At 75.0% G+C, this 22,052-nt stretch carries 21 protein-coding genes; 17 read left to right on the forward strand and 4 right to left on the reverse strand.

Features of this window, described 5'->3' with window-relative positions; all coding sequences use genetic code 11:
• The first annotated feature begins 202 nt into the window (after window positions 1-202).
• Window positions 203-733 carry a YbjN domain-containing protein gene (locus tag ACFSJS_RS23980; RefSeq protein ID WP_380903824.1) on the forward strand — a complete coding sequence of 177 codons (531 nt, stop codon included), beginning with the start codon at window positions 203-205 and terminating at the stop codon, window positions 731-733.
• A 925-nt stretch (window positions 734-1,658) separates the two neighbouring features.
• The gene (locus ACFSJS_RS23985) at window positions 1,659-1,904 is read left to right on the forward strand and encodes a winged helix-turn-helix domain-containing protein (RefSeq protein ID WP_380903826.1); all 246 of its coding nucleotides are present in this window, start codon (window positions 1,659-1,661) and stop codon (window positions 1,902-1,904) included.
• 17 nt (window positions 1,905-1,921) lie between these two features.
• Here ACFSJS_RS23985 and ACFSJS_RS23990 read toward each other — a convergent pair whose 3' ends face one another.
• Window positions 1,922-3,118: a pyridoxal phosphate-dependent aminotransferase gene (locus tag ACFSJS_RS23990; protein ID WP_380903828.1), complete on the reverse strand. Its 1,197-nt coding sequence runs from the start codon at window positions 3,116-3,118 to the stop codon at window positions 1,922-1,924.
• A 181-nt stretch (window positions 3,119-3,299) separates the two neighbouring features.
• On the opposite strand from ACFSJS_RS23990, the gene ACFSJS_RS23995 reads away from it, so the two are divergent.
• From ACFSJS_RS23995 to ACFSJS_RS24060, 14 genes are all read left to right on the forward strand, one after another.
• Window positions 3,300-3,506: a hypothetical protein gene (locus ACFSJS_RS23995; protein WP_380903830.1), complete on the forward strand. Its 207-nt coding sequence runs from the start codon at window positions 3,300-3,302 to the stop codon at window positions 3,504-3,506.
• 248 nt (window positions 3,507-3,754) lie between these two features.
• On the forward strand, window positions 3,755-4,300 hold the full coding sequence (locus tag ACFSJS_RS24000) for a DUF2617 family protein (protein WP_380903832.1): 546 nt from the start codon (window positions 3,755-3,757) through the stop codon (window positions 4,298-4,300).
• A 154-nt stretch (window positions 4,301-4,454) separates the two neighbouring features.
• Complete coding sequence (locus ACFSJS_RS24005; protein WP_380903834.1) at window positions 4,455-6,185, forward strand: polyamine aminopropyltransferase; 1,731 nt, start codon at window positions 4,455-4,457, stop codon at window positions 6,183-6,185.
• A gap of 119 nt (window positions 6,186-6,304) precedes the next feature.
• Complete coding sequence (locus tag ACFSJS_RS24010; protein WP_380903836.1) at window positions 6,305-7,342, forward strand: SRPBCC family protein; 1,038 nt, start codon at window positions 6,305-6,307, stop codon at window positions 7,340-7,342.
• Between the two features lie 113 nt (window positions 7,343-7,455).
• Window positions 7,456-8,280, forward strand: coding sequence for an aldose epimerase family protein (locus ACFSJS_RS24015; RefSeq protein ID WP_380903838.1), 825 nt, complete (start codon window positions 7,456-7,458; stop codon window positions 8,278-8,280).
• 79 nt (window positions 8,281-8,359) lie between these two features.
• Window positions 8,360-8,899: an orotate phosphoribosyltransferase gene (gene pyrE, locus ACFSJS_RS24020; RefSeq protein ID WP_380903840.1), complete on the forward strand. Its 540-nt coding sequence runs from the start codon at window positions 8,360-8,362 to the stop codon at window positions 8,897-8,899.
• A gap of 282 nt (window positions 8,900-9,181) precedes the next feature.
• Window positions 9,182-10,204 (forward strand): class II fructose-bisphosphate aldolase, encoded by a 1,023-nt coding sequence (fbaA, locus tag ACFSJS_RS24025; protein ID WP_380903842.1) that lies wholly within the window; start codon window positions 9,182-9,184, stop codon window positions 10,202-10,204.
• Window positions 10,205-10,341: 137 nt separating this feature from the next.
• A complete protein-coding gene (locus ACFSJS_RS24030) occupies window positions 10,342-10,755 on the forward strand; it encodes a DUF3151 domain-containing protein (protein WP_380903844.1) in 414 nt (137 codons plus the stop codon).
• A gap of 97 nt (window positions 10,756-10,852) precedes the next feature.
• Window positions 10,853-11,719 carry a tryptophan 2,3-dioxygenase family protein gene (locus tag ACFSJS_RS24035; RefSeq protein WP_380903846.1) on the forward strand — a complete coding sequence of 289 codons (867 nt, stop codon included), beginning with the start codon at window positions 10,853-10,855 and terminating at the stop codon, window positions 11,717-11,719.
• Window positions 11,712-12,959, forward strand: coding sequence for a kynureninase (gene kynU, locus ACFSJS_RS24040; protein ID WP_380903848.1), 1,248 nt, complete (start codon window positions 11,712-11,714; stop codon window positions 12,957-12,959). Before ACFSJS_RS24035 ends, kynU begins: the two co-directional genes overlap by 8 nt.
• The gene (locus ACFSJS_RS24045) at window positions 12,956-13,708 is read left to right on the forward strand and encodes an alpha/beta hydrolase (protein ID WP_380903850.1); all 753 of its coding nucleotides are present in this window, start codon (window positions 12,956-12,958) and stop codon (window positions 13,706-13,708) included. Before kynU ends, ACFSJS_RS24045 begins: the two co-directional genes overlap by 4 nt.
• 74 nt (window positions 13,709-13,782) lie before the next feature.
• Window positions 13,783-15,138, forward strand: coding sequence for a sensor histidine kinase (locus ACFSJS_RS24050; protein ID WP_380903852.1), 1,356 nt, complete (start codon window positions 13,783-13,785; stop codon window positions 15,136-15,138).
• The gene (locus ACFSJS_RS24055; protein ID WP_380903854.1) at window positions 15,135-15,800 is read left to right on the forward strand and encodes a response regulator; all 666 of its coding nucleotides are present in this window, start codon (window positions 15,135-15,137) and stop codon (window positions 15,798-15,800) included. Before ACFSJS_RS24050 ends, ACFSJS_RS24055 begins: the two co-directional genes overlap by 4 nt.
• Before the next feature lie 167 nt (window positions 15,801-15,967).
• The gene (locus ACFSJS_RS24060) at window positions 15,968-17,875 is read left to right on the forward strand and encodes a protein kinase domain-containing protein (protein ID WP_380903856.1); all 1,908 of its coding nucleotides are present in this window, start codon (window positions 15,968-15,970) and stop codon (window positions 17,873-17,875) included.
• A 49-nt stretch (window positions 17,876-17,924) separates the two neighbouring features.
• Here ACFSJS_RS24060 and ACFSJS_RS24065 read toward each other — a convergent pair whose 3' ends face one another.
• From ACFSJS_RS24065 to ACFSJS_RS24075, 3 genes are all read right to left on the reverse strand, one after another.
• Complete coding sequence (locus ACFSJS_RS24065) at window positions 17,925-18,635, reverse strand: hypothetical protein (protein ID WP_380903858.1); 711 nt, start codon at window positions 18,633-18,635, stop codon at window positions 17,925-17,927.
• A 160-nt stretch (window positions 18,636-18,795) separates the two neighbouring features.
• Window positions 18,796-20,436 (reverse strand): ABC transporter permease, encoded by a 1,641-nt coding sequence (locus ACFSJS_RS24070; protein WP_380903860.1) that lies wholly within the window; start codon window positions 20,434-20,436, stop codon window positions 18,796-18,798.
• The gene (locus ACFSJS_RS24075; RefSeq protein ID WP_380903862.1) at window positions 20,433-21,404 is read right to left on the reverse strand and encodes an ABC transporter ATP-binding protein; all 972 of its coding nucleotides are present in this window, start codon (window positions 21,402-21,404) and stop codon (window positions 20,433-20,435) included. Before ACFSJS_RS24075 ends, ACFSJS_RS24070 begins: the two co-directional genes overlap by 4 nt.
• A gap of 90 nt (window positions 21,405-21,494) precedes the next feature.
• On the opposite strand from ACFSJS_RS24075, the gene ACFSJS_RS24080 reads away from it, so the two are divergent.
• Window positions 21,495-22,052, forward strand: coding sequence for a GbsR/MarR family transcriptional regulator (locus tag ACFSJS_RS24080; protein WP_380903922.1), 558 nt, complete (start codon window positions 21,495-21,497; stop codon window positions 22,050-22,052).

The following is a 22,052-nucleotide window of genomic DNA, read 5'->3' on the forward strand; positions in this document are numbered from 1 at the left end:
CCGCCGCGCACCGCCCGGGACCGGACGCCCGTCCGGCCCCGGGCGGTGCGCGCATCCGGCGGGCGCCTCCGGGGAACGAGGGCGGTTCCCCCGTCCGCGTGCCGATCGCGTCAGTCCGACGGCCGACGGAGGAATCCCGGGCTTGCCATGACCGGGCCGGGGTGGGGGAGGATGGCAGGAATCGTATGAAGGGAAGTCCACGGTGAGCATCGACCCGTCCTCGATCCCGAACTTCGGGGGCCAGGAGCCCGAGAAGCAGCAGCCGACGGGGCCCGCCGGGCCCATCGTCCCCGACCAGGACCTGGTCAAGCAGCTGCTGGACCAGATGGAGCTGAAGTACGTCGTCGACGACGAGGGTGACCTCGCGGCGCCGTGGGAGGAGTTCCGCACCTACTTCATGTTCCGGGGCGAGAAGGAGCAGCAGGTCTTCTCCGTCCGGACGTTCTACGACCGCCCGCACGCGATCGAGGAGAAGAGCCGCCTGCTGGAGCTGATCGACGACTGGAACCGCCGCACGCTGTGGCCGAAGGTCTACAGCCACACGCACGACGACGGCACCGTCCGCCTCATCGGTGAGGCCCAGATGCTGATCGGCGTCGGCGTCTCCCTGGAGCACTTCGTCTCCAGCACGGTGAGCTGGGTGCGCGCCTCGGTCGAGTTCGACCGCTGGCTCGTCGAGCAGCTCGGCCTGGCCAAGGACGTCGACTCCGACTCCGACGGCGGCGAGGGCTGACCTCCCCGGCCCGCCGGCACCACGGCCCCGGGTGCGACCGGATCTCCGGACGCGTCCGGGGCCGTGCCGCGCCCGGGGTCCGGCCCAGGACGTCAGCGCACGGAAACCCCCGGCGGCCGACTGCGCCACCGGGGCCCCTCGCGCCGTCAGCGCTGCTGTTGCTCGCGCGCCGCTCTCATGGCCGCCTCGCGCCGCTCCAGCGCGGTGTGGCAAGGGCACGTGCACACGAGGTACACCAGCCCCTCCACGAGCCTTGTGGGTTGTCTCCCCTCCCTGCACGTGTCGTGCCCGCCGAACCGGCAATCGGCGCTGTGGTAAGCGGGGGCGGTCGTCACTCCTCCTCCTCGGCCGGATGCTTCCGACACGTTGCGCAGTCGGGGCAGGCGACGACACTGACCCCCGGCCCGCTGTTCTGTCCGACGAACCCGACTTCTTCGCCGGCCGGCCCGTGCTCCGGCGGGCACCAGGACGCGCGAACCGTGCTCACAGGGCACCCCCTACGCGGACGCCGTGGATCACGTCCGGTCCGAGGTCCACCCCGTCCAGCGCGGCATCGAGCGCCCGCCGCCGTTCCTCTTGCTCCCACGCACGGATGAACGCCGGGACCAACGGCGGTTCGTCGCAGTCGGGTGTTCCGAGTGGCACGGCGCGGTCAGTCGTCACCAGCCTCCGGCGAGGGGCGCCGGCGGGGCAGCGCGGCGGTTCGGTGGCGCGGCGCTTTCCGGCGGCAGGCATGAGCCACGCCCAAAGGGCAGCGAGTATGGTTCGCACAGCCGAAGCTCCGTTCTTCGGTCAGCCCCAGGGACAGGCCCTAGCCCGGCCGCCCTGGGGCGCTTGTGTTTCCGGCATCTACCGGACTCGCAGACTACCTGACTAGGTCACTACCTCGATAGCTAGAGAGGTAAATCCGTCGCACGCTGACTAAGTGAAGATCGACAGGGCTTTGCCGCACTGGCCCCAGGTTGCCGCCGAGATTCGCCGTCGTATTGAGGACGGCGCCTATCGCGCTGGGGAACGCTTGCCGGGCACGGTGGCGCTGGCAGCAGAGTTCGACGTGTCGCAGTCCACGGCTACCCGTGCGCTGGCCCGCCTGCGGGCGGATGGACTGGTGTATGTGGTCAGCGGGCGCGGGTACTACGTGGCGGACCGGTCGCTGTCCGCTGAGGAGTAGGGCTGCGGCCCCTGCCGTCAGAGGTGTTTCCGCAGGCCAGACAGCCTTTCGATGGCTTCGCGCAACTTGGCGGTGTGCTTGCAGAACGCGAAGCGGACGAAGTGCGCGCCCTCCTCCGCGCGGTCGTAGAAGACCGCGTTGGGGACGGCGACGACGCCGCACCGCTCGGGCAGGGCGCGGCAGAAGGCGACGCCGTCCTTCTCGCCCAGCGGGCGGATGTCGGTGGTGACGAAGTACGTGCCCGCGGGGCGGTAGACGGTGAAGCCCGCCGCCTCCAGACCGGCGGCCAGCAGGTCCCGCTTGGCGCGCAGGTCCTCGCGCAGCGCCGTGTAGTACTCGTCGGGCAGGGCGAGGGCCTCGGCGACCGCGTACTGGAAGGGCCCCGCCGAGACGTACGTCAGGTACTGCTTGGCCGACCGTACCGCCGCCACCAGCTCCGGTGCGCCCGTCACCCAGCCGACCTTCCAGCCGGTGAACGAGAACGTCTTGCCGGCGCTGGAGATCGTCACCGTGCGCCCGCGCATCCCGGGCAGGGAGGCGACGGGGACGTGCTCGCCGTCGAAGACCAGGTGCTCGTAGACCTCGTCGGTGACGACCAGCAGGTCGCGCTCGACGGCGAGGGCGGCGATCGCGGCCAGCTCCTCGCGGGTGAGGACGGTGCCGGTGGGGTTGTGCGGGGTGTTGAGCAGGATCAGCCGGGTGCGGGGGGTGACGGCGGCGCGCAGCTCGTCCGGGTCCAGGCGGTAGACGGGGCGCCCGCCGTCGGTGCCGGGGTGCAGGGTGACGGGGACGCGGGTGCCGCCGGCCATGGCGATGCAGGCGGCGTAGGAGTCGTAGTACGGCTCCAGGGCGATCACCTCGTCCCCGGGCTCCACCAGGGCCAGCAGGGCGGCGGCGATGGCCTCGGTGGCGCCGGCGGTGACCAGGACTTCCGTGTCGGGGTCGAAGCTCAGGTCATAGAAGCGTCGCTGGTGGTCGGCGATCGCCTGGCGCAGCTCCGGAATGCCGGGTCCCGGCGGGTACTGGTTGCCGCGCCCGTCCCGTAGCGCTTGTACGGCCGCTTCCCGTACTGACTCCGGCCCGTCCGTGTCCGGGAAGCCCTGGCCCAGGTTGATCGCGCCCGTCGCTGTTGCCAGCGCCGACATCTCGGCGAAGACGGTGGTGCCGAACTCGGCGAGGCGGCGGTTGAGCGGCGGTCGTCCGGTGGCTGTCATGGCGGACATCCTCCGCCCGGACGGGGGGGTTCCTCAACCTCGCAGCCCGCGGCCGGGGAGCCGCGGGCGGCCCCTCGTGCCGCCAACCTCTGGAGTTCCTCAACTCCGCTTTGGCGCGCGGGGAGCAGGGGCATCGTGGCCCCAGGCCCCACACGGGGGAGTACGAGCGAAGGGGGAGGCCATGGCGGGGTTCGTCATCGGTTGCGCGGTGGTGGCACTGGTCCTGGTGATCGTGACGGTGTCGGTGAGGGGCGGGGCCTCGAAGAAGCGGTCGGCGGGGCAGGGCGGCGCCGGAGGCGGCGGTTCGGAGTCGTCGGGCGGATGGTTCGGCGCCTTCGACGGCGGTTCGGACGGGGGCTCGTCGTGCGGTGGGGGAGGTGGGGACTGAGGTTGTTCACCCGTACGGCGGTTGCGGTGTACGAGGGGAACATATGAGCTGACAGGCCCCCGCTGGTATGGAAAAACGACGAAGTCGGGTAAAAAGCCGGTAGGCCCTGTGTGTTCCGTGGTTCGGTGGCTGGTGTACCCGGACCCACGGGGGCACGAGCCGGCGACAGACACCTCCTCCGCTCCCCGGCGGGGGTGCCTCGATCCGGGGGTGAGCCGGCTGCCCTCACTGCGTTGCGGAGCCGACCCATGCTCACCGTTTTGAACACCCCGTACACCGACACCCGCGCCGGTGACCTCGCCTGGGCACTCGGGCGCGGGCCCATGCCGGCCCTGGCGAAGCTGGACCTCGCGCTGCCCGGTGCGAGGGTCCAGCTCAGACTGCTCGGCGCCTCGCACCAGGTGCTGCTGGAGCAGGAGGGCGGCCCCTCCTGCTCCGAGACCGTGGCATGCATCCCCGGCAGCAGGACACCGCTGCCGCTGGGGGTGTCCAAGCGGATCGACGACTGGGAGTACGCGTTCGCGGCGCGCGTCGAGAAGCTCTCGGGCGGCTCCTTCGCGGGGCGCGCCCAGGAACTGCTCGCGCTCGTCGCGGACCACCCGCACGGCCTGGCCGGGACCTTCCCGGGCAGTCCGCACGCCTTCACGGCCCTGCTGGTCCAGCGGTGCGGCGGACAGGTGCACTGGCGGACCTGGCACGCGTACCCGCAGGAGAAGCGGCTCGTCGTGACGCACACCAGGGTCGGCAGCCGGATCAGGGAGCCGGAGCCCCGGCTGGCGCCGGCGGCGGTGTGAGGGCCGGCGGCGCGCGGCCCGGCGCCCGGCCCGCTGCGGGCACCGAGCGCCGGCGGCCGCGGTACGGACCGGACGCCGAACCGCCCACCCGTGCGACGCATCGCACCCATGTGGGTGATAAGCGCGGGGTTTGGGGTCCCGTAGCGTTCCCGACATGATCGAAACGCCCGCTTCCGTACCGGCGAGACCGACCGGGTCGGAACCCGTGCCTGCCCCGTCCCCGGAGCAGGCACGGGGGCAGGCGCACGCGCGGGAACGAGGTCAGGCGCGGGAGCCGGCGCGGCTGCCCGTGCCGGCCGGGGTCGGCCGGTTCCTCGTCCTCGTCGCCGTCTTCCTCTGCGCCGCCTGCGGCCTGGTCTACGAACTCGAACTCGTCGCGCTCGGCTCGTACCTGGCCGGCGACTCCGTCACCCGCACCTCCGTGGTGCTGTCGGTGATGGTCTTCGCCATGGGTCTGGGGTCGCTGCTCGCCAAACGGCTGTGCACCCGGGCGGCGGCCGGGTTCGGGATCGTCGAGGCGCTGCTGGCGCTCTTCGGCGGCTGCTCGGCGATGGCCCTGTACGCCTACTTCGCCTGGATCGGCGGCTCCCAGACCGTGCTGATCGCCTTCTCGGTGGTCATCGGGGTGCTCATCGGCGCGGAGATGCCGCTGCTGATGGTCCTCATCCAGCGCATCCGGCAGCAGGACGCGGGCGGTGCGGTGGCCGACCTGTTCGCCGCCGACTACGTGGGGGCCCTCGTCGGCGGGCTCGCCTTCCCGTTCCTGCTGCTGCCGCTGCTGGGCCAGCTCACGGGCGCCCTGGCGGTCGGCATGGTGAACGCCGCCGCGGGCGGTGCGCTGGTGCTGTGGCTGTTCCGCGGCGACCTCTCCCGGCGCTCGCGCCGCCTGCTGGTGCTCGTCAACGGCCTGGTGATGGCCCTGCTGATCGTCTGCACCGCCGTCGCCGACTCCTTCGAGCGGGCCGCACGGCAGGCGGTGTACGGCGGCGAGGTGCGGGCGGTGGTGACCACCGGCGTCCACGAGATCGTGCTCACGGGGGACGGCCCCCACTCCGGCGCGTCCGGGTGGAAGGACGGCTTCGGGGTCTTCCTGGACGGCCGGCTGCGGGTGTGCGGCGCGGACGAACGGCGCTACCACGAGGCGCTCGTCCACCCCGCGATGGCGGAGGCGCCGCGGAGCAGGGTGCTGGTGCTGGGCGGCGGCGACGGCTTCGCGCTGCGCGAGGTGCTGCGCCACCCGGAGGTCGACGCGGTGACCGTGGTGGAGCTCGACCCGGGCCTGGTCGAGCTGGCCCGCACCGACCCGGTGCTCAGCCGCGTCAACCGGCGGGTGCTGGACGATCCGCGGGTACGGCTGGAGACCGGTGACGCCTTCGACTGGCTGCGGGCCTGGCCCGGCTCCGGGCGGCGGCCCTACGACGTGATCGTCTCCGACCTGCCCGACCCCGGCGACCTGGCCAACAGCCGCCTGTACTCCAGGGAGTTCTTCGGCCTGGCCGGACAGGCGCTCGCCGAGCGGGGCCGGCTGGTGGTGCACGCGGGACCGGCCGGAGAGCGGTCGCGCGCCTACTGGACGGTGGAGGCCACCCTGCGGGCCGCGGGCCTGCACACCGCGCCCTACGTGGTGCGGGGGCGGCTGTCCGGCTTCCCGGCCGTGACGGGCCGCGCGCGGTGGCAGGCCGGGGCCGGCCCGGAGCGGTCCGGCCACTGGGGGTTCGTCCTGGCCTCGCACGGCGCCGGACCGCGCCTCGGCCTGGACCCGGACGGCCCGGTCCTCCGCGCCTTCGGCCCGGAGGAGCTGCGCCGCTCCGCCGAGCGGGCCCGCCGGGGCCGGATCACCGGGCTGCCCGCCTCCACGCTGATGCACCCGCACTACCGGTACTGAACCGCCGGGGCGGGCGGGGAGGGCGGACGCGGCGCGGGTCCCGGCGCACCGGAGCCGCGACGTGCCGATGTCCGCCCGACCGGGTACTCGCGGAGGAGGTACTGGGTAGGCTCCGCCCCATGGAGCATGAGGTGTACGTTCCGTTCGCCGTCGGAGCCGTACGGGCGGCGCTCGCCGACCCGGAGCGGATCGCGCGCTGCGTTCCGGGGCTCCAGCCCGACGGGCGGCCGGAACCGGGCGAGGGGCCCGGGGGCGGCGCGGTGCTCCGCGGGAGACTGCGGGTGCGGATCGGCGGCTCCAGCATCACCTACCGCGGCAGCCTCCGCCTGGTCCCGCGGGATTCCGGCCCGGGCGACGGGGACGGCGCGGAGCGGGCGTACACCGTGCGGGGCGAGGGCGCCGAGGCGCGGGGCGGCGGCTCGGTGGAGCTGACCCTGACGGTGCTGCCGCGGCCGGCGGACGACGGCGACGGCACCACCTTGGTGTGCACCGCCGGGCTGCGCGGCGACGGGCGGATCACCGAGTTCGACGAGAAGCAGCGGACCGCCGCGGGCCGCCGTCTGCTGGACCGCTTCGGCGGGGAGCTGGCCGCCGGGATGGCGGCCGACCCGGTCGGCCCGGCGGACGCCGGCGGCGCGTCCGCCGCACCCGGCGGGATCGGTGAGCCCGACGACAACGAGCCCGTCATCCCGGGCATCCCCGCACCCGACACCCCCGCCTCGGCGGACGCCAGGGGCAGGACCGCCGGGCAGGACGCGGAGGAGTCCGGCGACGAGCGCGGCGGCACCGGCGGGGAGGACGCGGAGGCCGTCGTGCACGGGGAACTCGCGGACGGCCTCGACGGTCTCGGCGGCCTGGACGGTCCCGGCGGCCTCGACGGTCTCGGTGGCCTGGACGGTCTGGAGGGCCTGGACGACGACCTGGACGGGGAGCCGGTGGAGCCCGCCGAGGCCGAGGCGGCCCACGCCCGCCGGACGATGATCGGCCGCAGCGCCGAGGAGGTGGACCACGCGCCGCCCCGCGGCCGCTACGCCCCCGTGCCCCCGCCCGCGGGGGACGACCCCGCCGCGGCCGTGCTGCGCTGGGCCGCCCCGGCCGCCGCGCTGGTGCTGGCCTCGGCCGTCGTCGTGGGACGGGTGCTGCGCCGCCGCCGCTGACCCGGGCGCCGCGTCCCGTCCCGGGTGCCGCGGGCCCCGCCGCACCCGGAGGCGTCGCCCGCACGGCCGCCGGTTGCCGGGTCCGCCGTGACGTCCGCGGTTAAGGTCATGGGGTGACTGTCCAAGAGGCCCATGACACAGACAGCGGAGTGCGGCTGCGGGCCGGCGACGCCGAGGTGACCGTCGACCCCGAGAACGGCTGCCGGATCTCCTCCTTGCGCATCGGCGGCACGGAGGTGCTGAGGCAGGGCGAGAGGTACGGCTCGTTCGTGATGGCCCCCTGGTGCGGCCGGACCCGCCAGGGGCGCTTCCTCAACGGCGGTGAGCGCTACCAGCTCCCCGTGACCGCCGGGGAGCACGCCATCCACGGCACCGTGCGCAACGTCCCCTGGCGGACGGCCCGCAGCGACGAGCGGACCGCGTCCTTCTACCGCGACCTCACCGACCCGTGGCCCTGGCCCGGCCGCGTGACCCAGGTGGTCGAACTGGCCGAGGACGGCAGCGGGTTGACCCTCACCCTCGGCGTGGAGACCATCGGCGACTCCTTCCCGGCCCAGGCCGGCTGGCATCCCTGGTTCCTGCGGAACCTGGGGCGCGGCGGCCGGGACGTCGAGCTGGACTTCTCCCCCGCCTGGCAGGAGGAGCGCGGGGAGGACCACCTCCCCACCGGTCGCCGGGTGGAGCCCCGGCCGGGCCCGTGGGACGACTGCTTCGGCATGCCGGACGGGGTGGACGTGACGCTGACCTGGCCCGGTGAGCTGGAGCTGAAGGTCACCAGCCGCGCCGAGTGGGTGGTGGTCTACGACGAGCAGGCCGAGGCCGTCTGCGTCGAGCCGCAGACCGGTCCGCCCGACGGGCTCAACAGCCACCCCCGCCTGGTCACGCCCATCGATCCGCTGGAGGTGTCCACCACCTGGTCGTGGCGGCGCCCGGACTGAGGGCGGACCGGGACCGGGCCGGGACCGGACCGAAGGCCGCGCGGAGAGCGGGCCGGGGGCCTGGCTTAGGCTCGTCGGCATGAGCGACGCGCGCGAGAAGCTGCTGCAGCAGATCAAGGACAAGGCCGTGGTCCACGGCAGGGTGACCCTCTCCTCCGGCAAGGAGGCCGACTACTACGTCGACCTCCGCCGGATCACCCTGGACGCCGAGGCGGCCCCGCTGGTCGGGCAGGTGCTGCTCGACCTGACCGCCGACGTCGAGTACGACGCGGTGGGCGGTCTGACCCTCGGCGCCGACCCGGTCGCCGCGGCGATGCTGCACGCCGCCGCCGCGCGCGGCCGGAAGCTGGACGCCTTCGTCGTCCGCAAGGCGGGCAAGGCCCACGGCCTCCAGCGCCGCATCGAGGGACCGGACGTGGCCGGACGCCGGGTGCTGGCGGTCGAGGACACCTCCACCACGGGCGGTTCGGTCCTCACCGCGGTCGAGGCGCTGCGGGAGGCCGGTGCGGAGGTCGTGGGCGTGGCCGTCATCGTCGAGCGCGGTGCCGCCCCGGCGATCGAGCGGGCCGGGCTCCCCTACTACCAGGCCTACGGGCTCCAGGACCTGGGCCTGGAGTGACCCGCCCCGCCGGGCGGGCAACCGGGGGAGGCCGGGTGGCTCACTGTTTCACGTGAAACGGTGACCCTCCGTGACCCGGTCGGGGGTGTGCTGGGCCCGCTCCGCCGCGGCGCGGTGCGCCGGCCGTCCGGCCCGCCCCGGGCGGCCGACCGCGGCGCGGCCGTCCGCCCGGACGCGAGGGTGGAGCTTCCACGCCCGTCTGGAAGGATGGGGTCGACGATGACGTCGTTCCGTTGACCCACACCAGAGCCGAACAGCTTTCGCACCCCAAGGAGCGGACAGATGCCCATCGCAACCCCCGAGGTCTACAACGAGATGCTCGACCGGGCGAAGGCAGGCAAGTTCGCCTACCCCGCCATCAACGTGACCTCGTCGCAGACGCTCCACGCGGCGCTGCGCGGTTTCGCGGAGGCCGAGAGCGACGGCATCATCCAGATCTCCACGGGCGGCGCCGAGTTCCTGGGCGGCCAGTACAACAAGGACATGGTGACCGGTGCGGTGGCGCTCGCCGAGTTCGCGCACATCGTCGCGGAGAAGTACCCGGTCAACATCGCCCTGCACACCGACCACTGCCCCAAGGACAAGCTGGACGGCTACGTCCGGCCGCTGCTGGAGCTCTCCCGCAAGCGCGTCGAGTCGGGTCTGAGCCCGCTCTTCCAGTCCCACATGTGGGACGGTTCGGCCGAGACCCTGGCCGACAACCTGGAGATCGCCCAGGAGCTGCTGGCCGCCGCCAAGGCCGCGAAGATCATCCTTGAGGTCGAGATCACCCCGACCGGCGGCGAGGAGGACGGCGTCAGCCACGAGATCAACGACGAGCTGTACACCACCGTCGAGGACGCCATCCGCACCGCCGAGGCGCTGGGCCTGGGCGAGAAGGGCCGCTACCTGCTGGCCGCCTCCTTCGGCAACGTCCACGGCGTCTACAAGCCGGGCAACGTCGTGCTCCGCCCCGAGCTGCTGAAGGACCTCCAGGAGGGCGTGGCCGCCAAGTTCGGCAAGCAGAGCCCGTTCGACTTCGTCTTCCACGGCGGCTCCGGCTCCACCGAGCAGGAGATCGCCACCGCGCTGGACAACGGCGTGGTGAAGATGAACCTCGACACCGACACCCAGTACGCGTTCACCCGCCCGGTGGTGGACCACATGTTCCGCAACTACGACGGCGTGCTGAAGGTGGACGGCGAGGTCGGCAACAAGAAGACCTACGACCCCCGCAGCTGGGGCAAGCTGGCCGAGAAGGGCATGGCCGAGCGCGTGGTCAAGGCCTGTGCCGACCTGCGCTCCACCGGCACCCGCCTGAAGTGAGCCGCCGGGGCGGCGGGAGTCTCCCGCCGCCCCTTCGCACGGCACCCCGTCCGACGGGCCCGGCGCGACGGCGCCGGGCCCGCCGGCATGTCGCGGCACGTCGCCGCGCGCCACCGGGGACCAGGCAGACTGGGGCCATGGCCATTCACGAGAACCTGCTCGGGGGACCGCCCCCGACCCGCCTCCCCGACGACCCCGAGCCCCGCGAACTGCTCGCCGCGGGCACCGCGCCCGCCGAGGTCGCCGCGAAGTACCCGGCCTCCTCCCTGGCCTGGGCCCAGCTCGCGGACGACGCCTTCGCCGCGGGGCGCCACGTGGAGTCGTACGCGTACGCCCGCACCGGCTACCACCGGGGCCTGGACGCCCTGCGCCGCAACGGCTGGAAGGGCCACGGCCCCGTCCCGTTCGAGCACGAGCCGAACCGGGGCTTCCTGCGCGCCCTGCACGCCCTCGCCCGCGCCGCGAAGGCCATCGGCGAGGAGGAGGAGTACGAGCGCTGCACCGCCTTCCTGAAGGAGAGTTCGCCCACCGCGGCGGCCACGCTCTCCTGACGGCTTCCCGTCCCGCCCTTGCCGTCGCCGGGCCTCGAACCGATGATCTGCTGAGGAGGCCCGGCGACCCCGGGCGAGCGCGCAAGGAGAACCACGCATGTCCGCAGCACAGACACCCCAGCCGTCGGGGAACGGCCCCGGGACCGACACCGTCCCCGAGGAGCCCCACCTCGACTTCGCGGGCACCACGCCGTACGAGGACTACGTCAAGGCGGACGTCCTCACCCACCTCCAGCACCCCCTCTCCGACGACCCCGGGGAGATGGCCTTCCTGGTGACCACGCAGGTCATGGAGTTGTGGTTCACCGTGATCGTCCACGAGTGGACGGTCGCCTGCCGGGCGCTGCGCGAGGACGACCTGCGCACCGCGCTGGCCGCCCTGCGGCGCTCCGTCCACGAGATGCACTCCCTCAACGCCTCCTGGGAGCCGCTGGCCCACCTCACCCCGGCGCAGTTCAACGCCTACCGCGGCGCCCTCGGCGAGGGCTCCGGCTTCCAGTCCGCGATGTACCGGCGCCTGGAGTTCCTGCTGGGCGAGAAGTCCGCGTCGATGCTCGTCCCGCACCGCGGCGCCCCGCGCGTCCACGACGAACTGGAGAAGGCCCTGCACGAGCCGAGCCTGTACGACGAGGTGCTGCGCTACCTCGCCCGCCGCGGCGAGGACGTCCCCGCCGAGGTGCTGGAGCGGGACGTCTCCCGGCGCTACGAACCCGACGAGCGCGTCGAGGCGGTCTGGGCCCGGATCTACTCCGGCGACCCCGACAGCGAGCCGGCGCGGCTGGGCGAGGCGCTGACCGAGGTGGCCGAGCAGGTCTGGCGGTGGCGCAACGACCACCTGGTCGCCACCCGCCGCGCGATGGGCTCCAAGCCGGGCACCGGCGGCTCCGCCGGGGTGGCCTGGCTGGAGAAGCGGGCCCGTAAGAACGTCTTCCCCGAGCTGTGGACGGCCCGCAGCCATGTCTGAGACCACGGGGAACACGGAAGGCACCGCACTGCGCGAGCAGGCGGCGAAGCTCGACGCCGCCGACGGACTGGCCGCCCGCCGCGCCGACTTCGTCCTGGAGGACGAGAACGGCGAGACCGTCGTCTACCTCGACGGCAACTCCCTGGGCGCGCTGCCCCGCAGCGTGCCCGCCCGCGTCGCCGACGTGGTGGAGCGCGAATGGGGGAGGCTGCGCATCCGCTCCTGGACGGAGTCCGGCTGGTGGACCGCGCCCGAGCGGGTCGGCGACCGGATCGCCCCGCTGGTCGGCGCCGCGCCGGGACGGATCGTGGTGGGCGACTCCACCAGTGTCAACGTGCTGAAGGCCGTCGTCGCCGCCGTCCGGATGGCCCGGGAGGACAATCCGGCCCGCACCGACCTCCTGGTCGACGAGACCACCTTCCCCACCGACGGCTACATCGCCGCCTCCGCCGCCCGGCTGACCGGCGCCGCCGTCCGCGCCCTGCCCGCCGAGGGCATCCCCGGTTCGGTCGGGCCGCGCACCGCCGCCGTGCTGGTCAACCACGTCGACTACCGCACCGGCGAGCTGCACGACCTGCCCGGCATCACCGCCGCCGTCCACGAGGCCGGGGCGTACGCCGTGTGGGACCTGTGCCACAGCGCCGGCGCCCTCCCGGTCGGCCTGGACGAGCACGGCGTGGACCTGGCGGTGGGCTGCACCTACAAGTACCTCAACGGCGGTCCGGGCTCCCCCGCGTACCTGTACGTCCGCGGCGACCTCCAGCAGCGCTTCGACTCGCCGCTGCCCGGCTGGAACTCCCACGCCGACCCGTTCGGCATGAGCCCGGCGTACGAGCCCGCCGACGGCGCGGTGCGCGGCCGGGTCGGCACGCCGGACATCCTCTCCCTGCTGGCGCTGGAGGAGGCCCTGACGGTCTGGGACGGCGTGGACATCGCGGCCGTGCGCGCCAAGAGCCTGGCCCTGACGGACTTCTTCCTGCGCTGTGTCGAGGCGTACGCCCCGGCCGGGCGGGTGGAGTGCGTCACCCCGGCCGAGCACGCCCGGCGCGGCAGCCAGATCGCGCTGCGCTGCCCGGACGCCGACGAGGTGATGGCCGAGCTGATCGCGCGCGGCGTGGTGGGCGACTTCCGCCGCCCGGACGTGCTGCGCTTCGGCTTCACCCCGCTGTACACCTCGTTCGCCGACGCCGAGCGGGCCGCCCGCGTCCTGGGCGAGGTGCTGGCGGAACGCGCCGCATGACCGAGGGGTCCGTCAACGCGGCGGAGGAGGCGGCGCTGCTGGGCCTGGCCCCGGTGGCGCCGCCCGCCACGGAGCGGTACGGGCCCCACCCCTCGCAGGTGGTCGACCTGTACGGCCCTCCGGACGGGCCCCTGGTGGCCGTCCTGCACGGCGGCTTCTGGCGGGAGGCGTACGACCGCGCCCACCTGTCCCCGCCGGCCGCCGCCCTGGCAGAGGCCCACGGACTGCGGGTGGCGCTGGTGGAGTACCGGCGCGTGGGCGGAGGCGGCGGCTGGCCCGGCACCTTCGAGGACGTCGCCGCCGCCCTGGCGCACCTGGCCGGGCTCGGGGAGGTGCGGGCGGTGGCCGGCCACTCGGCGGGCGGCCACTTGGCGCTGTGGGCGGCCGCCCGCGGACTGGTCGCGGGGACGGTCGTCGCCGTCGCCCCGGTCGCCGACCTCGCCCGCGCCCACGAGCTGCGACTGAGCGGCGGCGCGGTCGCCGGACTGCTGGGCGGGGCGGACCGGGTCGCGGACCGGTTGCCCGAGACCGACCCGATGCTGCTGCCGCCGCCGGAGGAGGCGGGCGTCCGCACGGTGCTGCTCCACGGCACCGAGGACGCGGACGTGCCCGTGGAGCTGTCCCGCCGCTACGCCGCCGCACGCGGCGCCCGGCTGGTCGAGCTGCCCGGCACCGGCCACTACGCGGCCGTCACCCCCGGCACGGCCGCCTTCGGGCGGTTCGCGGCGGAGCTGACTCGGCGCGCGTAGTACCTGAGGGGGACGGGGGAGGATGCGACCGGGGGCGGACGACGGGTGCGCCCGCGGTCCCTAGGGTCGTTCCCGTGACCGACACGACGAAGACCACCGTGACCGGCGGTTCCCGGCAGCCCACCGAGCTGCGGATGGCCCGCGACGCCCTGCGCTGCCTGCGCGCGGACCTGGTGGCCGGGGCCTTCGCGTTCCGGCCGCTGCCACCGGTGCCGGAGGACCACGTCCTGCTGCGCCGGCTGCCCGCGCTCGTGCGCGGTCCGGTCCGCCGGCTGCCGCAGCTGGCCGCCGTGGGGCTGGCGCTGCTGCTGATGTTCGTCGAGGTCGCCAAGTCCTTCCCCGGCGACGGCGGCCCGGTGCGGGCCCTGTTCCTCGGGGTGCCCCTGGTCGTGATGGTCTTCCGGCCGGTCGGGGCCTTCTGGCTGTCGCTCGGCGGCATGGTGTTCACGGCGGCGGTCGCCGACTCCGCCTGGAACGCCTGGCCCTGGACGGGTGTCTCCTTCGTCGCGCACCTGACGGTGATGCTGGTCGTCGCCGCCCGCACCCGCCCCCGGGTGTCGGCCCACATGTGGCTGCTGACCGCCCTGGTCGGCGGACTCGTCGCCGCGGCGGACCCCCACCGCGGGTCGGGGGTCGCCTTCGCCATGGCGGTGGTCTCCGGCATCGCCCTCACCCTGCTGCTCGCCGTGCGCGGCTGGCGCGATTCGCGCCGGCAGGTCGTCGAGCAGGTGGCGGTGGTGGAGGAGGAGCGCTCCCGGCGCACGCTCCTGGAGGAGCGCACCACCATCGCCCGCGAGCTGCACGACGTGGTCGCCCACCACATGTCGGTCGTCGCCATCCAGGCGGAGGCCGCCCCCTACCGGGTGCAGGACCCGCCCGAGGAGCTGGTGGCGGCCCTGGCCGGCATCCGGGAGAACGCCGTCACCGCCCTGACCGAGCTGCGCCGCGTCCTGGGGGTCGTGCGGGCCGACCTGCCGGGCGACCTGGACGGGTGGGGGCCGGAGGCGCCGCAGCCCACCCTCGCCGACCTCGACGACCTGCTGGAGAACGTGCGCCGCGCCGGGCTGGAGGTGGAGTCGGTGACCACCGGGCGCGCCCGGCCGCTGCCGCAGGGCGTGGAGCTGTCCGCGTACCGCATCGTGCAGGAGGCGCTGAGCAACACCCTGCGCCACGCGCCCGGCGCGGGCGCCCGCGTCGAGCTGGGGTACGTGCCGGTCGGGCTCGGCCTGCGGATCGTCAACGGCCCGCCCGACGGGCCGGCGAAGGCGTCCCAGGGGGCCGGGCACGGGCTGCTGGGGATGCGGGAGCGCGCGGCGATGCTCGGCGGCGAGCTGGTGGCGGAGGCGACCGAGGACGGCGGGTTCGCCGTGGAGGCGTTCCTGCCGGTGGAGCAGGCGGAGCCGGTGGGGGCGGACGGGGAGCCCGCGTGATCCGGGTGGTGATCGTCGACGACCAGATGATGGTCCGGGAGGGCTTCTCCGTCCTGCTGAACGCCCAGCCCGGCATCGAGGTGGTGGGGGAGGCGGTCGACGGGCGCGAGGCCGTGGAGAAGGTCGCCGAACTCGCCCCGGACGTGGTCTTGATGGACATCCGGATGCCGCAGCTCAACGGCCTGGAGGCCACCCGCGAGATCTGCGCCTCCGGCGCCGCCGCCCGGGTGCTGATCCTGACCACCTACGACCTGGACGAGTACGTCTACCAGGCGCTGCGGGCCGGGGCGAGCGGCTTCCTGCTCAAGGACGCCTCCGCCCGGCAACTCGCCGACGGGGTGCGGACGGTGGCGGGCGGCGACGCGCTGCTCGCGCCGGCGGTCACCCGGCGGCTGATCGCGGAGTTCTCCCGCCTGGCCTCGGCCGCCGGGCCGCGCGCCCCGCTGAAGGAGCGCATCGGGGACCTGACCGAGCGGGAGACGCAGGTGCTGGCGCTGGTCGCCCAGGGCCTGTCCAACGGCGAGATCGCCGGCCGGCTCGTCGTCGCCGAGTCCACGGTGAAGACCCACGTCAGCCGGGTGCTGGTCAAGCTGGGGCTGCGCGACCGCACCCAGGCCGCCGTCTTCGCCTACGAGTCGGGACTGGTCACCCCGGGCGGCTGACCGGCCGGCGGGCGGGGCGGGGCCGAGGGCTCCGGCGCGGCCCGGTCCGGCCGCCCCGGGGCCGCCGTCGCCGGTCGAACCGGTCACGGAACGGTCGCCGCCGCCCCCGGGGCGCGTGCGCACCTCTATCCTCGACGGACGAGGTGAACGGGGAGGAGCCGCGCGCGATGGAGCCACTGGGGGCCGAGGATCCGCGCTGGGTGGGCGCGTACAGACTGCTGGGCAGACTCGGGGCCGGCGGGATGGGACGGGTCTACCTGGCCCGTTCCGAGCGCGGCCGCACGGTCGCGGTGAAGGTGGTCCAGGAGGAGCTGGCCCGCCGGCCGGACTTCCGGGAGCGCTTCGCCAAGGAGGTCACCGCCGCGCGGCGGGTGGGCGGCGCGTGGACGGCGCCGGTGCTGGACGCCGACACCGAGGCCGCCACGCCGTGGGTGGCCACCGGCTACATCGCCGGTCCCTCCCTCCAGGCGGTGGTGGACACCGACTACGGCCCGCTGCCCGAGCACTCGGTGTACGCGCTGGCCGCCGGACTGGTGGAGGCCCTGCGGGCGATCCACGGGGCCGGGCTGGTCCACCGCGACCTGAAGCCGTCGAACGTGCTGGTGACGATCGACGGCCCGAAGGTGATCGACTTCGGCATCGCCCGCGCCCTGGACTCGGTCACCTCCAGCGGGCTGACGCAGACCGGCGCGGTCATCGGCTCCCCGGGCTTCATGTCCCCCGAGCAGGTGCGCGGCGAGCGGGTCACCCCGGCCAGCGACATCTTCTGCCTGGGCGCGGTGCTCGCCTACGCCGCCACCGGGCGGCTGCCGTTCGGCACGGCCGACAGCGGCTTCCACGCGCTGCTGTTCCGCATCGCCCAGGAGGAGCCCGACCTGACCGGCCTGTCCGGGCCGCTGCGCGCCCTGGTGCGGGACTGCCTGGTCAAGGACGCCGCCGCCCGGCCCCCGCTGGACGACCTGGCCGCCCGGGTGAGGGAGCACGCGCCGCAGGGCGGCGGGACGTGGCTGCCCGGCGAGGTGCTGGCCCAGCTCGGCCGCCACGCCGTGCAGCTCCTGGACAGCGAGGACCCGGACGCCGCGGCCTTCGCCCCGCACCCGGCCGGGGCCGCCGCCGGGCCGTCCGCGCCGGCGGCGCCCGCCACGCCGCCGCCCGCCGTGCCGGGCACCCCGCCGCCCGGACCGGGCCCGTCGGGGTACGCGCCCTTCGCGCCCCCGACCGTCCCGCCGCAGCCGGCGTACCACGCGGGTCCCTCCGGGCATCCGGGTCCCACGGGGCCGACGCCGGCCGCCGGGCCCTACCAGCGGCCCGCGCCGCACACGCAGCCCTGGCACTCCACGCCCCCGCCCCCGGCCACCGGGCCCTACCCGGCCGCGAACGGGGCCGGGACGCGCGTCGCCCGCTCGGCGCGCGGCCTGTCGCTCGCACTGTGCGCCGCGCTGAGCGCGCTGCTGCTGTGCACGGGCGTGAAGTTCTTCGTCGACCTCGGGATCTCCAACGACCTGGACGAGGTCTCCTCGTCCGGCTTCTCGGGGGGCTCGGCCACTTTGGAGGCCAGCGGCCTCGACATCGACGCGATGACCACCACCACCGATGTGATGCTGGTCCTCAACATGCTGTTCTTCCTGCCCTCGGTCGCGCTGTGGGTGGCGTGGTTCTGGCGGATCCGCGCGAACGCCGAGGTGTTCGCGCCGGGGCGGGTGCGGTACCACCCGGGGTGGGCGATCGGTGCCTGGTTCGTGCCGGTCGTCTGCTTCTTCATGCCCAAGCAGATCATGAACGACGTCTGCGACCACAGCGATCCCGCCTCCTCCCACGCCGCCTGGTACGGCCCCCGCAGGAGCAGCAACCGCGGTCTGCTCAACGGCTGGTGGACGCTGTGGCTGACGGTGTTCCTGGGCTGGTGGGTCAACAGCGAGGTCTGGTACGAGGCCGGCACCGTGGGCGACGCCGAGGGCACCGTGGCCCTCTCCCTCTTCACGGACCTGCTGACCGTTCCGGCCGCCGTCCTGGCGATCCTGGTGGCGCTGCGGCTGACCTCCCTCCAGGAGGACCGCATCAAGGCCGGGCGCTGACGGCGGCAGCGGTCCCGGCGGCGGGACCGCTGCCGCCGGGCCGGGCCGCTCACATCCGCGTGCTGCCCCGCTCGGCCTCCTGCTCGGCCTCGGCGGTGCGGACCCGGCGCACCCAGGCGGCCAGCCGCTCCCGTTCCCGGCGCCGTCCGGCGCGGCGCAGCACCAGCAGCCCGCCCGCCAGGGCGGCCAGCGCGACGCCGCCGCCGACGACCGGTGCCGGGGGCAGGAGGTCCACGGCCCCGGCCCGCGCGGAGGCCCGGACACCGGTGTGGACGAAGGACGTGGAGAGCATCTCCCCGGTGCCGCAGACGGCGACCACCGGATAGCTGCGGCCGGCGTCCAGATCCGGCCGCACGGTCGCGACGGCCCGTCTCTCCCGGGCCGGTCCGCCCTCGGCGCGGTGCAGTCCGACGGTCCGCTCGAAGGCGGGCGAGGAGACGACGCCGCCCCGTCCGCCCGGCGCGCACACGGCCCGGACGCCGACGGAGGCGCCCCCTGCGCCGCCGTCCGGGCTGAGGGTGATCCCGCCGTCGGCGGGGCCCGTCCCGGCGCCGTCCGCCGCGGTGGCGGTGGTGGCGGCGGCCAGCACCAGGACCGCGGCGGCCGTGCCGGCGGCCAGGGCGCGGACCCGGCCGTGCGCGTCCCGGGCGGTCCGCGGGCCCTCCGGGGCGCACCGGTCCCACGGGTGCGGTGCGGAGGGCGGCACGCCTCGCGGGGGCGGGGCCAGGGGTGCGGACCGCCGGGGGAGCGGGGACTGCATGGGGGCGACCTCCTGACGCTCGGGTGCACGTCTGTACGCCGTCCCCCATGCGAGCAGTGTCCCCGCCGTCCCGCATCCCCGGGCGGCGGCCGGGGTGACGCAGCTGCGCCGTACGGCGGAATGCGCCCGCCCCGGCCGCCGCCCGCCGGCCCCGCTTCCGTCAGCCCACGTCGCGGCGGCGGAACGCGGCCAGCCCGGCGGCCGTCGCGGCGGCGGCCACCAGCAGCAGCCACAGGTACGGCGCCGCGGCCGGGTCCCCTCCCGGCAGCTTCGGCAGGTGGGTGAAGGGCGTGAGGTTCATGACCGGCTGCGGCAGGTCGAGCGCCGGGCCGAGCCAGCCCAGGACGAGCGCGCCGCCCACCAGCCCCCACGCGGCCCCGGTCGCGCCGGGCAGGACCCCGAAGAGCAGCACCGTCGCACCGGCGAGCGCCCACACGGCGGGCACCTGCGCGAGCACACCGCCGGTGACCCGCCACACGGCGCCCGGCTCGCCCGCCGCCAGACCGTAGCCCGTGCCCATGGCCAGGCCGCAGACGGCGAGCAGGGCGGCCGATCCGGCGAAGGCGACGAGCAGGTGCCCGGCGGCCCAGCGCAGCCGGTGCACGGCACCGGCGAGCACCGGTTCGGCGCGTCCGGAGGTCTCCTCGCCGCGCATCCGCAGCACCGCGCCCGCCGCCTGGATGGCCGTGATCATGCCGAACAGTCCGGCCATGGCGGCCAGGAAGGCGTCGGTGATGCCCTGGGCGCCGCCCATCCGCTCGATGATCTCGCGGCTCTGCTGGTTGTCGCCGAGCAGGTCGCCCGCTCCCTCGGCCATCCCGCCGAAGACCAGCCCGGCCAGTGCCAGCCCGGTCCCCCACCCCAGCAGCGAGCCGCGCTGGAGCCGCCAGGCCAGCCCGTGGGGGCCGCCGATCCGGCCGGCGGCCGGCCCGGGACGGGCGGCCAGCAGGCCGGCGCCGATGTCGCGCCGTCCGGCCAGTGCGTACGCGGCGGCCGCGCCCGCCACCGCCAGGGCGGCCATCGGCAGCAGCACCCAGAACCTCTCGTCGGCGTACGGCCGCAGGTTGCGCGCCCAGGCCAGCGGGGAGGCCCAGGCCAGCGGCGAGGAGCCGTCGGCCCGGTCGGCGTCCCCGGCGGCGCGCAGCACGAACGCCGCGCCGAGCGCCGCGCCGGTCAGCCCCTTGGCGAGCCGGGCGCTCTCGGTGAGCTGGGCGGCCAGCGCGGCGACGGCGGCGAAGACCAGTCCGGTGCCGCCCAGGGCGAGCCCGGCGGCCAGCGAACCGGCGGCGGGCAGTCCGGAGCCCAGCAGGCCGAGGGCGACCAGGGCGGCGACCGCGGCGTTGGCGACGACGGCGGCCAGCAGCGCGGAGGTGAGCGGTGCGCGGCGGCCGACCATCGCGGAGGAGAGCATCTCCTGGCGGCCGGTCTCCTCCTCCTCGCGGGTGTGCCGCACCACGACGATCATGCTCATGAGGGCGGCGAGCACACTGCCGAGGGTGAGCATCTCCCAGACGGCCAGGCCGCCGAGCGAGCTGCTGAACGCCGGGCCGTACAGGGCGCGCATCGAGGTGTTGGCGTTCATCGAGGCGGCCAGTTCGGCCCGTTCGGCGGCGGTGGGGTAGAACTGCTCGACGGCGGCGGCGTTCTGCACGGCGAGCAGGGCCAGCACCAGCACCCACACCGGGATCAGCACGCGGTCGCGGCGCAGCGCCAGCCGCAGCAGCGCGCCCGTGCCGGCCAGGTCGTGCCGGGAGGCGCCGGTGCGGTCCGCGGCGGTCCGCGGCGGGGCCAGGGCGGTCACGGCGCCACGACCTCTCCGCCGTCCCTGCCGCCGGAGGCGGTGAGGGCCGCGTCGCCCTCCGGGGCGCCGGCGTCCCCGCCGTCCCGGTAGTGCCGCAGGAACAGCTCCTCCAGGGTGGGCGGGGTGCTGGTCAGGCTGCGCACGCCGGACTCGGTCAGCCGCCGCAGCACAGCGTCCAGCTTGTCGGTGTCCACCTGGAGCCGCACCCGCCTGCCCTGCACCGACAGGTCGTGGACGCCCGGCAGGCCCGAGAGCCCGTCGGGCTCCGCGGCCAGTTCGGCGGTGACGGAGGTGCGCGTCAGGTGCCGCAGGTCGGCCAGCGAGCCGCTCTCGACGGTGACGCCCCGGCGGATGATGCTGACCCGGTCGCACAGCGCCTCGACCTCGCTGAGGATGTGGCTGGACAGCAGCACCGTGCGGCCGCGGGCGCGCTCCTCGGCGACGCACTCCCGGAAGACGCCCTCCATCAGCGGGTCGAGGCCGGAGGTCGGCTCGTCCAGGACGAGCAGCTCCACGTCGGAGGCGAAGGCGGCGACCAGGGCCACCTTCTGCCGGTTGCCCTTGGAGTAGGTGCGGCCCTTCTTGGTGGGGTCCAGTTCGAAGCGCTCCAGCAGCTCGTCGCGGCGGCGGCGGTCGAGGCCGCCGCGCAGCCGCCCGTAGAGGTCGATGACCTCGCCGCCGGAGAGGTTGCGCCACAGGGTGACGTCGCCGGGTACGTACGCCAGGCGCCGGTGGAGCCCGACGGCGTCGCGCCACGGGTCGCCGCCCAGCAGGCGGGCGGTGCCGCCGTCGGCGCGCAGCAGTCCGAGCAGGACGCGGATGGTGGTGGACTTCCCCGCGCCGTTGGGGCCGAGGAAGCCGTGGACCTCTCCGGTCTCGACCTCCAGGTCGAGACCGTCGAGTGCGCGGGTCCGGCCGAAGGTCTTCACCAGGCCGGAGACCGAGATGGCGGTGGTTGCCTGCGTCATGGTGATGAACGTACGCTTCTTTCAGAAATTTGTGAAGTTGGAAAACACCCGGACGGCCCGGCCCCCGGATCCTGGGAGGATGGTCGCGTGGTGAACGAACAGTCGAACAAGCCGGGGGACGAGGACGGTACGGGCGCGGACCCCTACCCTCCGGAGGTCTCCGACTTCGTGGAGCGCTTCGCCGCGGAGCTGGCCGGGGCGGGCATGCAGCGCATGGCCTCGCGGGTGTTCGCCTGCCTGCTGGCGGAGGACTCCGGCGTGCTCGGCTCCGCCGAGTTGTCCGAGCGCCTGCGCATCAGCCCGGCCGCCGTCTCCGGCGCCGTCCGGTACCTCTCCCAGGTGCACCTGGTGACCCGGGAGCGGGAGCCCGGATCGCGCCGCGAGCGCTACCGCGTGCACGCGGACACCTGGTACGAGGCGATCGCCGACCGCGACGCGTTGCTGGGGCGCTGGGCCGCCACCTTCGGGCAGGGCATCGAGGCCGTCGGCCCCGACAGCCGGGCGGGCCGGCGGCTCGCCGAGACGGCGGAGTTCTTCGCCTTCATGCGCGGCGAGCTGTCCCGGATGATGGAGCGCTGGTACGCCCACCGGGAGGCCGCGGGGATCGGCGGGGGCGAGGACCGGAGGAGGCCCGCGGCCTCCGCGTGA

The sequence above is a fragment of the Streptomyces desertarenae genome (assembly GCF_042681365.1).
In the GTDB taxonomy this organism is placed as follows: Bacteria; Actinomycetota; Actinomycetes; order Streptomycetales; family Streptomycetaceae; genus Streptomyces; species Streptomyces desertarenae.

What these genes read in the sequence shown, in the direction of transcription:
- ACFSJS_RS24000 (WP_380903832.1), top strand. Translation starts at nt 3,755, where the DNA reads ATGCTCACCGTTTTGAACACCCCGTACACCGACACCCGCGCCGGTGAC.
- ACFSJS_RS24065 (WP_380903858.1), bottom strand. Translation starts at nt 18,635, where the DNA reads ATGCAGTCCCCGCTCCCCCGGCGGTCCGCACCCCTGGCCCCGCCCCCG.
- ACFSJS_RS24030 (WP_380903844.1), top strand. Translation starts at nt 10,342, where the DNA reads ATGGCCATTCACGAGAACCTGCTCGGGGGACCGCCCCCGACCCGCCTC.
- fbaA (WP_380903842.1), top strand. Translation starts at nt 9,182, where the DNA reads ATGCCCATCGCAACCCCCGAGGTCTACAACGAGATGCTCGACCGGGCG.
- ACFSJS_RS24035 (WP_380903846.1), top strand. Translation starts at nt 10,853, where the DNA reads ATGTCCGCAGCACAGACACCCCAGCCGTCGGGGAACGGCCCCGGGACC.
- ACFSJS_RS24060 (WP_380903856.1), top strand. Translation starts at nt 15,968, where the DNA reads ATGGAGCCACTGGGGGCCGAGGATCCGCGCTGGGTGGGCGCGTACAGA.
- ACFSJS_RS23995 (WP_380903830.1), top strand. Translation starts at nt 3,300, where the DNA reads ATGGCGGGGTTCGTCATCGGTTGCGCGGTGGTGGCACTGGTCCTGGTG.
- ACFSJS_RS24010 (WP_380903836.1), top strand. Translation starts at nt 6,305, where the DNA reads ATGGAGCATGAGGTGTACGTTCCGTTCGCCGTCGGAGCCGTACGGGCG.
- ACFSJS_RS24005 (WP_380903834.1), top strand. Translation starts at nt 4,455, where the DNA reads ATGATCGAAACGCCCGCTTCCGTACCGGCGAGACCGACCGGGTCGGAA.
- ACFSJS_RS24075 (WP_380903862.1), bottom strand. Translation starts at nt 21,404, where the DNA reads ATGACGCAGGCAACCACCGCCATCTCGGTCTCCGGCCTGGTGAAGACC.
- ACFSJS_RS24045 (WP_380903850.1), top strand. Translation starts at nt 12,956, where the DNA reads ATGACCGAGGGGTCCGTCAACGCGGCGGAGGAGGCGGCGCTGCTGGGC.
- kynU (WP_380903848.1), top strand. Translation starts at nt 11,712, where the DNA reads ATGTCTGAGACCACGGGGAACACGGAAGGCACCGCACTGCGCGAGCAG.
- pyrE (WP_380903840.1), top strand. Translation starts at nt 8,360, where the DNA reads ATGAGCGACGCGCGCGAGAAGCTGCTGCAGCAGATCAAGGACAAGGCC.
- ACFSJS_RS23990 (WP_380903828.1), bottom strand. Translation starts at nt 3,118, where the DNA reads ATGACAGCCACCGGACGACCGCCGCTCAACCGCCGCCTCGCCGAGTTC.